At 58.8% G+C, this 10,626-nt stretch carries 9 protein-coding genes and 1 rRNA gene; 7 read left to right on the plus strand and 3 right to left on the minus strand.

Going from position 1 to position 10,626, the window contains the following annotated elements; translation table 11 throughout:
• Together rrf and GM668_RS29925 are read left to right on the plus strand one after the other, a co-directional pair.
• Positions 1 to 88: ribosomal RNA gene (gene rrf, locus GM668_RS31930) — 5S ribosomal RNA — on the plus strand; the annotation flags it as partial.
• Between the two features lie 157 nt (positions 89 to 245).
• Complete coding sequence (locus tag GM668_RS29925) at positions 246 to 1,499, plus strand: SGNH/GDSL hydrolase family protein (protein ID WP_155442632.1); 1,254 nt, start codon at positions 246 to 248, stop codon at positions 1,497 to 1,499.
• Between the two features lie 9 nt (positions 1,500 to 1,508).
• On the opposite strand, the gene GM668_RS29930 is transcribed toward GM668_RS29925, so the two are convergent.
• Together GM668_RS29930 and GM668_RS29935 are read right to left on the minus strand one after the other, a co-directional pair.
• Entirely contained in the window at positions 1,509 to 2,315 is an 807-nt protein-coding gene (locus tag GM668_RS29930) for a LytR/AlgR family response regulator transcription factor (protein WP_229500125.1), read from the minus strand.
• Entirely contained in the window at positions 2,278 to 3,426 is a 1,149-nt protein-coding gene (locus tag GM668_RS29935; protein ID WP_155442633.1) for a sensor histidine kinase, read from the minus strand. The genes GM668_RS29930 and GM668_RS29935 overlap by 38 nt, the downstream gene beginning before the upstream one ends.
• Positions 3,427 to 3,636: 210 nt before the next feature.
• On the opposite strand from GM668_RS29935, the gene GM668_RS29940 reads away from it, so the two are divergent.
• The 5 genes from GM668_RS29940 (at position 3,637) to GM668_RS29960 (ending at position 9,207) form a co-directional block, all read left to right on the plus strand.
• Positions 3,637 to 5,523 (plus strand): methyl-accepting chemotaxis protein, encoded by a 1,887-nt coding sequence (locus GM668_RS29940; RefSeq protein WP_170305920.1) that lies wholly within the window; start codon positions 3,637 to 3,639, stop codon positions 5,521 to 5,523.
• 32 nt (positions 5,524 to 5,555) lie between these two features.
• Entirely contained in the window at positions 5,556 to 6,362 is an 807-nt protein-coding gene (locus GM668_RS29945) for a CheR family methyltransferase (RefSeq protein WP_155442634.1), read from the plus strand.
• Positions 6,363 to 6,461: 99 nt separating this feature from the next.
• Positions 6,462 to 6,881: a chemotaxis protein CheD gene (locus GM668_RS29950; protein ID WP_371868802.1), complete on the plus strand. Its 420-nt coding sequence runs from the start codon at positions 6,462 to 6,464 to the stop codon at positions 6,879 to 6,881.
• Complete coding sequence (locus GM668_RS29955) at positions 6,878 to 7,966, plus strand: protein-glutamate methylesterase/protein-glutamine glutaminase (RefSeq protein ID WP_155442635.1); 1,089 nt, start codon at positions 6,878 to 6,880, stop codon at positions 7,964 to 7,966. The genes GM668_RS29950 and GM668_RS29955 overlap by 4 nt, the downstream gene beginning before the upstream one ends.
• 8 nt (positions 7,967 to 7,974) lie before the next feature.
• Positions 7,975 to 9,207 (plus strand): EAL domain-containing response regulator, encoded by a 1,233-nt coding sequence (locus GM668_RS29960; protein ID WP_155442636.1) that lies wholly within the window; start codon positions 7,975 to 7,977, stop codon positions 9,205 to 9,207.
• On the opposite strand, the gene GM668_RS29965 is transcribed toward GM668_RS29960, so the two are convergent.
• Entirely contained in the window at positions 9,197 to 10,408 is a 1,212-nt protein-coding gene (locus GM668_RS29965; RefSeq protein WP_155442637.1) for a sensor histidine kinase, read from the minus strand. The two genes, GM668_RS29960 and GM668_RS29965, sit on opposite strands and share 11 nt — an antisense overlap.
• Between the last annotated feature and the right edge of the window lie 218 nt (positions 10,409 to 10,626).

Here is a 10,626-nt window from a genome sequence, read left to right on the forward strand (position 1 = left end):
CACCCCTTCCCATCCCGAACAGGACCGTGAAACGACTCTGCGCCGATGATAGTGCTGCAACCAGTGTGAAAGTAGGTTATCGTCAGGCTAGTTATTAAAAAAGCCCCGTCAGTTAATTCTGGCGGGGTTTTTTGCTTTTGGTTTTCCTGTTTTTTTATCCCGCTACAGCGGGCATTCGTCACATTCCGCTCTCGCACGCCGCCGTCCCGATAAATAATTTGGGCTCCTCTTTTGGATCCCGGCTTATGAACTGCATTCAGCGTTTGGCAACGGCACTACCGGCTTCGGCCCTGATGTTCTTTGCTTTACCAGTCTACGCGCAAGATACGCCTCCGCTGCCGGCGACGGCTTGGGTCGCGGGCTGGATGGCCGCGCCGGACGGCGCCGGGGCGCCGCTCAAGCCGCAGACAATCCGCCAAGTGGTACGCACCAGCGCCGGCGGAACAAGTATCCGATTGCGTTTCTCGAATTTGCTGGGCACGGAACCTTTAACCATCAGCTCCGTGCACGTTGCGCTGCATGCCGGCGCTGGAGCGGCTATCGAAGGCAGCAGTCATCAAGCCCGGTTTAATGGCGCTGCAGCCATTACTATCGAACCGGGCAAGAGTGTCTTGAGTGATCCAGTGCCATTGTCCGTCAAGGCACTGGCACAACTGGCTGTCAGCCTTTATTTACCGATGGGATCTGCCACGCCAACCATTCATGGCTTCGGTTCCCAGACTGCGTATTTGATCGAAGGAAAAGACGTCGCCAACCTGGCCTCCGTCACCGGGGCGCAGTACGACGACAGCCGATATTTCCTGACTGATGTGGAAGTCGCCGCGCCCAAGGGAACACAGACGCTGGTTGTCGTCGGCGATTCGGTTTCGGATGGCGTTCGTTCGACACAAGACGGCAATGCACGCTGGACCGATTTCCTGGCCAACCGCTTGCAGGGCTTGCCTGTCGCAGGCCGCGTGTCCGTTGTTAACGCAGGCATCGCAGGCAACCGGGTGCTCAACGATTTTGGCGATCCCTATGTCGGACCCAGTACGCTGAACCGTTTTGAGCGCGATGTATTGAGCAAGGCCGGTCTGCGCTGGATTATTCTTTTGCAAGGCATCAACGATATCAGTGCATCCGAATTGCTGAAAACGCCGCAGGACCAGGTGACGGCACAGCAAATCATCGAAGGCATGAAGCAGCTGGTCGAGCGCGCCCATGCGAAGGGCGTCAAGATTTGGGCCGGCACGCTGTTGCCGCGCGAAGGCGCAACCCGGCCCTTGCCCCATACCGCAAGCATGGAAGCCAAACGGCAAGCCGTGAATCAGTGGATACGCACGGGCGGGGTGTTTGATGGATATATTGATTTCGATGCGGTGTTGCGCGACCCTGCACACCCGTCGCGCCAGCTCGCCACCCTCAACAGTGGGGATGCCACCCATCCCAATGATGCCGGGTATTTCGCCATGGCGAATGCTGTGGACCTGGCTCGCCTGCTGGTGGAAACCGGACCATGACGGTACCGTTCAGCTCACTGCTTCGATGCACCGGCGGACCGCATCGACATAGCGCTCGCTCACCGGTATCTGGGCGCCGCAACGCAACCGGACTTCGTACCGTCCATCGCCTATGGTGGACAGCGCTACACATTCCGGGCGGCGCACAATCGCCGTCCTGTGCACCCGCAGAAAATCCCTGGGATTGAGACGCGCCTCGAGGTGGCTGATGGTGACACGGTGCAGCAGGGTGCGCGCGTGGACGTGCAGTTCCACATAATTGCCTGCGGCGCCAATCCATTGCACTTGTGCCAGTTGAACGCGTTCGATCAGGCCGACAGAGCGAATTGTCAGCGCATCCAGATAGCCCACTCCACTGTCGTTCACACAATTCAACACGGCTAACCGGTATGGATCGCGCTGACGCAGGGCCAGCAGCGACTCAGCCCGTTCGACGGCCTGGCTGAACCGTTTGCTGTGCCACGGCTTGGTCAGGTAATCGAGCGCGTGCAAGTCGAAAGCGTTGACGGCATAGTCGCTATAGGCAGTGACAAAGATGATCATTGGCGGCGTCTCCAGGCCAGCCAGGCTGGCTGCCAGGCTCAGGCCGGATTCCCCCGGCATCTGGATATCCAGGAAAACCACATCGGCCGCGATGCCGGGAAGTGCAGAGCGCAAGCTTGCGGCGCTGCTGTGCTCGCCAACGATTTCCCAATTGGGATGCCTGGCCAGTGACAGCCGCACATTGGTCCGGGCGGGCTCCTCATCATCAACGATGAGTGCGCGGACAGCCACTTGCTTAAGCTGGTGCATATTCAGGGAATGTAAGGTCGACATGGAACTTGCCGTCGCCGTTTGATACGGTAATTGCTGCCGCGTCGCCATACGCAGAACGAATACGCGCGGCCGTCGACTTCAGTCCCAGGCCCGCGCCGGGATTGGCGGGGTGCGCGGGATGGATGGGATTGCTGATCCGGACGTGGACGTTTCCATCGCAGCGCTGGAACGCTATCTGTATATCGCTCGGGCCATCATGGCAATCAAGATCATGGCGAATGGCATTCTCGACCAGCGGCTGCAAGAGTAGCGGGGGCATGTCGCAAGATAGCAGTTGTGGGTCCAAGCCTTCGACGCGCACTTGCAGGCGCGCGCCATAACGCAAGCGCTGCAGTGACAGGTATTGCTCAACAAACGCCAGCTCGTCGGCGATACTGGCCCACTCCTTGTCGCCTGCGGCGAGCGCATACCGCAATAATTCGCCGAGATCATGGATGCCGTCCAGCGCAATATCTGACTCCTTTGCCCGGACCAATGCGCTGATGGCGCCCAGTGCGTTGAATAGAAAATGCGGTTCAAGCTGGGCTCTCAGTGCCAGCGCCCGTTGCTGTGCCAATTCATGGCGCAGCGCCTGACTATCGGCCAGCGCCCGTTCGACATCGCGCTGGCGTGCCTTGCCCAGTTGCCAGGTCTTTAAACCAACAACGGCGAAATAGACAGCAGTGGTCGTGGAAAACCTGAGCAGGCTGGCATAGCGGTCGATCTGGTTGATTGCGTCGCCTATGGCTTGCCAGCTCATACCTTGGCCGTCGCTGTTCAATACCGGCTTGAGCAAGTGGATCAATTGAAATGGCAGCAAGATCAACAGGAATAGCCCATACGACAGTACGATGCGTTTCCCAGTGGCAATCCAATTCGGGCGGTACGTCAAAGCGATATATAGTGCGCCCGACAACATGGCCAGCATCAGCGACGATTGCACCCAGACCCCGAATACAATCAGGTAGTCGCTATGCAACCCTTCGCGCAAATCGTCGTTCAGTGACGTGAGCGCGCCCAATGCGCTCAACACGAGCCAGGCGGCAGCATTGACGCACAGTATGGATAACAGGCGGCGCCAGGTCGCCGGTGCAGCGGCTTCAGAAATGGCGACGGTGCTGGTTGAGCTCATGCAAGTCAGTATACCAAGGCAAGAAAGGCCGTTAAGCCGGGCCGGCGCCGATTCATCACACGCTGGCGGGAATTGGTCACGTCTATTCTTGTAGCTTTTGGTCACTATTTTTTACTGAGCCGCTTGCTTGTCCAGTGTTCCGGGCCCTAGCATGTGTCTATAGTGTTAAAAAATTGTGAAAGCAGTTCAACCTAACGACGGGGGGAGCAAATGCTTGAGAAGTTCACGATCGGCAAGAGGCTGGGCTTTGCATTCGCATTGTTGACGTTACTGACGATATTGTTCGGCTTAATTGCGCACAATGAAATCCGTGACATGAATGCACAATGGCAAGAAGTCAAAATCGATGCCATCGCAAAAGGGGCCGCCACCACGAAAGGCACAGTTGCATTGGGTAATGCCGTACACGCCTTCAAGAATTTTGTCATCCGCGGTGCCGATTACGACAAAAAATTCAATGCACAGATGGACATCATCGACAACGTTGACGATGAGTACAAGGCAACTGGCCGCATGACGGCCGAAGAAGAAAAAATCCTCAATAAGATTCACGACAATACCCTGATTTACCGCAATGCCGTGGCGAGGATCGCGGAAATGCGTTCCCGCAAGATTGAAGATTCCAGCGAGCTGGATAAGGCCGTCAGTGGCGCAGACAAGCCGCTGGCGGAAGCTTTTGAACAGTTGCGCGCCATTAGCGCCGCAACGACCAAAGCTGCCGATGCCAACATGAGCGCAGTGGTGACCCGCGCGACGCAACTGATCATTGGCGCGTTGATTGTATTGGTGGTGTTGTCCATCGCGGCAGCCTGGATGATCACGCGCAGTATCACACGGCCACTGGATGATGCGGTCAGCGCTGCGAACCGGCTGGCCAATGGCGATTTGAGCGTGTCGCTGGAATCGACGTCCGCCGATGAAACAGGTCAATTACTGCGTGCAATGGGCAATATGGTGGCCAAGCTGCAGCAAGTCATTGATGGCCAGCGCCGCGCCATTGCTGCAGCCAACAAGGGCGACTTTAAAACCCGGATTGACTTGCACGGTTTACACGGCTTCCAGCAAGAAATGGCGGAAGGTTTGAACCAGCTGGTGGCGACAACCCAGGAAGGCATCGACGATATGGTTAGCATGATGGAAGCCATTGCTGCCGGCGACCTGACGCGCACTATCGACAAGAAATATGAGGGGGCATTTGGCGAGATGATGGGCTTTGCCAATGCCGCCGTCACGAAGCTGTCGCAAGTGGTGGCGGAAGTCAATGAAAGCGCCTCAGCGCTGGCGGCCGCATCCGAGCAGGTTAGTGCGACGGCGCAATCGCTGTCGCAAGCCGCCAGCGAACAGGCTGCCAGCGTGGAACAAAGCAGCGCGTCGATGGAGGAGATGACGGCATCGATTACGCAAAATACCGAGAATGCCAAGGTCACGGATGCGATGGCCGGCAAGGCGGCCAAAGAAGCAACGGAGGGGGGCGAAGCGGTCCGCACCACGGTCGCCGCGATGAAGCAAATTGCCAACAAGATTGTCATCATTGACGATATCGCGTACCAGACCAATTTGCTGGCACTCAATGCCGCCATTGAAGCGGCGCGCGCGGGGGAGCATGGCAAAGGCTTTGCCGTGGTGGCGGCGGAAGTGCGCAAATTGGCGGAACGTGCGCAAATCGCTGCGCAAGAAATTGGTGAAGTCGCCGGCAGTAGCGTGACCCTGGCGGAGAAGGCTGGCACGTTGCTGGATTCCATGGTGCCCAATATCAAAAAGACGTCGGATCTGGTGCAGGAAATCACTGCCGCATCGGAAGAGCAGGCATCCGGTGTCAGCCAGATCAGTGCGGCAATGAGCCAGTTGAGTGATACCACGCAGCAAAATGCAGCGGGATCTGAAGAGTTGGCGTCCACTGCGGAAGAAATGAGCGGCCAAGCTGAAGAATTGCAGCAAACTATGGCCTTCTTCAGCATCAATGGCGGCAGTGGCGGGCGGCGCGCACAGGCGCCTGCAAGAAAATCTTCCAGAGGAACAACAGGTTCGCGCGTACCGCCGCGCAAGGTGATATCCTCTGAAATAGATGCAGACGACGGGCACTTTACCCGGTTCTAGTGCGAGGATGGTGAATGCGAGATGCCTCAACGATGTCAGTAGATCCCATTACCGACCAAGAGTTCACGCTGTTCCAGCGCTTTATTTTCGACCATGCCGGCATTACGCTGTCGGCCGCAAAAAAAGCGCTGGTCAGTGGCCGACTTGCCAAGCGGCTCATGCATTACCGCTTGGGTAGTTACGGCGCCTACTTCCGTATGCTGGCTGCCGGCCAGTCGCCAGGTGAGGTGCAGATTGCAATTGATCTGCTGACCACCAACGAAACCTACTTTTTCCGCGAATCCAAGCACTTCGACTTGCTGCGCAAGCTGGCGGCAGCGTCGCTGGAGCAGCGGCAGCCGTTCCGCGTATGGAGCGCCGCGTGTTCGACGGGCGAAGAACCATACAGCATCGCCATGGTGCTGGACGATGTGCTGGGCGAGCATGAGTGGGAACTGTATGCATCTGACATCAGTACCCGCGTGCTGGCCTCGGCCAAAGCAGGCCATTACATGCGCGAGCGCACCAGCCATATTCCGCCCGCTTTCCTGAAGCGGTATTGCCTGCGTGGCATCGCGGAACAGGAAGGCACGCTGCTGGTCGACAAGCGCTTGCGCCAGCGCGTGCAATTCCATCAAGTGAATTTGAATGAAACGCTGCCGAAATTCGGCTTGTTCGATGTGATTTTCCTGCGCAACGTGCTGATTTATTTCAGCCCGGAGACCAAGCGCGAAGTGGTGGGGCGGCTATTGGGCGCGATACGTCCTGGCGGCTACCTGTTGATCGGCCATTCTGAAAGCCTGCATGACATGGCAGGGCCTTTACAGGTGCAGGGACCATCGGTCTACCGTAAGGTATGAGGGTGGCGTGTGGCGGGAGTAATCGATGTTTTTCTGATGCCGGGCGAGCATTTTGTAGGCGACGCCAGGCACCGTATCCGTACCTTGCTGGGGTCTTGTGTGTCGATCACACTGTGGCACTCCAAGCGGCGTGTGGGGGCCATGTCGCACTTCTTGCTGACGGTGGGGGAAAACGAAGCCGTGGCGCACCTGAGCGGCCGTTATTGTGAAGGAGCGCTGGATTTGATGTTGACGGACCTGCGCAAGCTGGGCATCAAGCCGGAAGAATGCCAAGCCAAGGTATTCGGCGGCGGCATGATGTTCCCCGACATTGAGCGCAATGATGACAAGAATATCGGGCGGCGCAATGGCGAAACTGCAGAACGCTTGCTGCGCATGCATAACATACCGGTGGTGTCGGAAAGCCTGTTCGGCATAGGGCACCGCCATATCATTTTCAACGTCAAGACGGGCGACGTGTGGGTGAGGGTTGGTCCACCGGGTCCTCGGCCAGGGCAAGCGCTGAAGGAGCGGTTATGAAGAAAATCAATGTGCTCGTGGTGGACGATTCAGCAGTGGTTCGCCAGGTGGTCACGGCGCTGTTGAACAAGGCGCCGGACATCCAGGTGCTGCACGCGGTGGCCGATCCCATACTCGCCATGGAACGCATGAAGACGGCCTGGCCGGACGTGATCGTGCTGGATGTGGAAATGCCGCGCATGGATGGCATCACGTTCCTGCGCAAGCTGATGGCGGAACGTCCCACGCCCGTCGTGATTTGCTCGACGCTGACTGCCAAGGCAGCCAAGACCACGATGGAAGCCATGGCGGCGGGCGCGGTTTCCATCATCACCAAACCCAAGCTGGAACTCAAACAATTCCTCAACGATAGCGCCGATGAACTGGTAGGCGCCGTGCGCGCTGCCTCGGTGGCAAATGTGCGCCGCCTCGCCGGCCGCGCCGCCGCCCCGGTATTGCACCCGACTGCGAAGCTGACCGCCGATGCGATTTTGCCTGCCGCCGATAACCGCGCGATGGTGCAGACCACGGAGCGCGTGGTGGCCATCGGCACGTCGACAGGCGGCACGCAGGCGCTGGAAGTAGTGCTGACGACCTTGCCGCGCGTATCGCCGGGCATCGTCATCGTTCAGCACATGCCGGAAAAATTCACGGCAGCTTTTGCGGAGCGGCTCAATTCCATTTGCCAGATCGAAGTCAAAGAAGCGCAGACTGGCGATCGCGTGGTGCCGGGCCGCGCACTGATTGCGCCTGGCGGCAAACATATGCTGTTGCGCCGCAATGGCGCGCAGTATTTCGTGGAAGTGGTCGATGGGCCGCTGGTCAACCGGCACCGCCCGTCGGTCGATGTGCTGTTCCGTTCCGTGGCCAAGTGTGCCGGTTCCAATGCGCTGGGCGTCATCATGACCGGCATGGGTGATGACGGCGCAGCCGGCATGCTGGAAATGCGCAATGCAGGCGCTTACACGGTCGCACAGGATGAAGCCAGCTGCGTCGTGTATGGCATGCCGAAGGAAGCGGTGAAACGGGGCGCCGTGGAACGGTCTGTCCCGCTCGATAACATCGGCCGTGAAATCCTGCAGCAACTGTCGTCGTTCTCGACGTAGGGGGCGCTGTGCAAGACTGGAGCAATTGCACGGCGATGGTGGTGGAGGACAGCGCGGTCCAGCGCGATCATATGGTGGGCTTGCTGCGGCAGGCCGGCTTTGGCAATGTCTTGCAGGCGTGTGATGGCATCGATGCGCTGCGCAAACTGGAGGCGCGCGGCATCCCCGTGGAACTGGTGTTGACGGACCTCGATATGCCGGGCATGGATGGCCTGGAATTGATCCGGCATTTAAGAGAATTGGGACTGGCGGCCAGCCTGGCCGTTGCCAGTGCGCGGGAAATACGGCTGGCGGAAGCGGCAGCCAGCATGCAGGGCGTTCCGGCGCGCATGCAATTGCTGGGCACGGTACTGAAGCCAGTGCATTTCGATATGCTGCAATCGTTGCTGGCGCAAGCGGATGCGCAGGCGCTGTGTGTTGCCGCGGCATCGGTGCCGGCGGCGGAAGAAGTCGAAGCGGCGCTGGCGCAGCAGCAATTCATTCCCTATTTTGAGCCGCGCATCGACGTGGCGGGCGGCATGCTGCGTGGCGTGGACGTGCATGCATGCTGGCAGCATCCCGAGCGGGGGCTGATCCGCGCTGCGCGCTTTCTGCCGGCATTAGAGGACTCTGCCGCCATCGCCCCACTGGCAATGAGTATCGCGCGGCAAGCGTTGGCGCAATTGAAGGCGTGGCACGATATCGGCCTTGTGACGTTGACGATGTCAATTCGCTTGCCGGCTGAATTGCTGGCGGATCGGCGCATGGTCGACCAGCTCACCAGTTGCGTCCACGATCACGGGGTAGCGCAGCGCAGTGTCACATGGGAATGCCAGGAGGCTGTGCTGACCAGCGCCGCGCCGCTCAGCATTGCGAATCTTGCGCATTTGAGCTTGCGGGGCTTTGGCATTGGCATTGCCGGCTACCGTGCGGGACAAACGACACAGCAGCAATTGGCGCGCTGCCCGTTGACGGAGCTGCGCATCGATCATGTGATTGTGCACGAAGCATCGCAGCAGCCAGCGCGTGCCGCCATGCTGCAGCAGTCAATTGAAGCGGCGCACCAGCTGCGCATTGCCGTGGTGGCGGAGGGCGTCGAGCATGGCGCGGATCTGGCGCTACTGCGCAGTTATGGCTGCGAAATGGCGCAAGGTCCTTTGGTGGCGGCGCCAATGGCGGCACAGACGCTGGTGGGGTGGATCAAGGGAAACCGGCGGCGCCTGAAAGAACTGGCGGCGGTAGATGGAAGCGTTAATGCTTAGGCGCCGTCAGTGGCAGGTACAGGGTAAAGACTGTTCCCTTGCCGGGCGTGCTGCGAACTTCGATGCGGCCGCCCAGCATGTCGCTGACTATATTGTGCACGATGTGCAAACCCAACCCGGAACCGCCAACACCCAGCTTGGTGGTGAAGAATGGTTCAAAGATATGCAGTAAATTGTCCGGCGTGATGCCATTGCCATCGTCGGCAATCGTCATGATGACGCCATCGTCGACTTCCAGGCCGGAGTTGATGGTGATGGTGCCGGAGTCGCGCCCATCCAGCCCGTGAATGATGGCATTGGTCACGAGGTTGGTGATCACCTGGCCCAGCGGGCCGGGGTAGCTGTCCATCATCAGCGAGGGGGGGATATCTTGCAAGACCTGGTACGGTGTACGCCGTATCGTTGGCAGCAGGGTCAGGATGTTGCCCGCCACGACTTCCGCCAGCAAGAAGGTGCGGCGCTGTGCGCTGGTCTGGTCGACCGCCACTTGTTTGAAATTGGTGACCAGGTCGGCTGCGCGGTGCAGGTTGCGCACCAGCACTTCCGTCGCCGTGCTGGCGTTATTCAGGTACGCATCCAGCGATGAGCGGCGCATCGGTTCGCCGCGGGCAAACTGGCCACGCATTTCTTTGGTCTGGTCTTCAAAGGCGCTGGCGATCATTAAGCCATTGCCGATCGGGGTATTGAGTTCGTGGGAAATGCCGGCTACGAGGGCGCCCAGCGCCGCCAGCTTTTCATTTTGAACCAGCTCCGCTTTGGCGCGGTTCAACTGCTCGCACATTTGCTGCAATTCGCGGTTGGCTTTGCGCAGCGCCAGGTGGGTGTGTATGCGCGCCATCACCTCTTCAATCTGGAATGGCTTGGTGATGTAGTCGACGCCGCCAGCGTCGAAGCCGATGATTTTTTGCCGTGGGTCGGTAAGGCTGGTCATGAAGATGACAGGTGTGTCGCGCGTGCCTTCCACGCATTTCAGGCGGCGGCATGCTTCGAAGCCGTCAATGCCTGGCAGCACGACGTCCATCAAGATCAAGTCCGGCAAGCCGAATTCCGCACGCATCAATCCTTCTTCCGCATTGCGAGCAATGAGAACGAGAAAACCGCGGGATGCAAGGTGATCGAGCAGGGCGGTCAGGAATGTCGGGGAATCGTCGACAACGAGAACGGTCGGCGGAATTCCGGCTGGCAGTTCGTTTGGGACCATCCTGACTCCTGAAGAGTGCTGCTGTGGACAAGTATATGCCTTTCTGGCAAGTCTGGTTCGAAAAAAAGGCTACTTGCGGGACGAGTGTGGCTTTGCTATAGTTCTGTCCCCGCAGCGCTGCGACGGTTTGAAAACGAAACAGCGATGCAAACGAGGGGTTGACGGATATCAGGAAACACTAGATAATCTCGCTTCTCTGCTGCTGACGAACACAACGC

The organism is Pseudoduganella ginsengisoli, from assembly GCF_009720865.1.
Classification (GTDB): domain Bacteria; phylum Pseudomonadota; class Gammaproteobacteria; order Burkholderiales; family Burkholderiaceae_D; genus Rugamonas; species Rugamonas ginsengisoli.

Excerpts from the sequence above, each read along its gene's own strand:
- GM668_RS29940 (WP_170305920.1), top strand. The coding sequence starts at position 3,637 with ATGCTTGAGAAGTTCACGATCGGCAAGAGGCTGGGCTTTGCATTCGCA.
- GM668_RS29955 (WP_155442635.1), top strand. The coding sequence starts at position 6,878 with ATGAAGAAAATCAATGTGCTCGTGGTGGACGATTCAGCAGTGGTTCGC.
- GM668_RS29935 (WP_155442633.1), bottom strand. The coding sequence starts at position 3,426 with ATGAGCTCAACCAGCACCGTCGCCATTTCTGAAGCCGCTGCACCGGCG.
- GM668_RS29945 (WP_155442634.1), top strand. The coding sequence starts at position 5,556 with ATGTCAGTAGATCCCATTACCGACCAAGAGTTCACGCTGTTCCAGCGC.
- GM668_RS29930 (WP_229500125.1), bottom strand. The coding sequence starts at position 2,315 with ATGTCGACCTTACATTCCCTGAATATGCACCAGCTTAAGCAAGTGGCT.
- GM668_RS29925 (WP_155442632.1), top strand. The coding sequence starts at position 246 with ATGAACTGCATTCAGCGTTTGGCAACGGCACTACCGGCTTCGGCCCTG.
- GM668_RS29965 (WP_155442637.1), bottom strand. The coding sequence starts at position 10,408 with ATGGTCCCAAACGAACTGCCAGCCGGAATTCCGCCGACCGTTCTCGTT.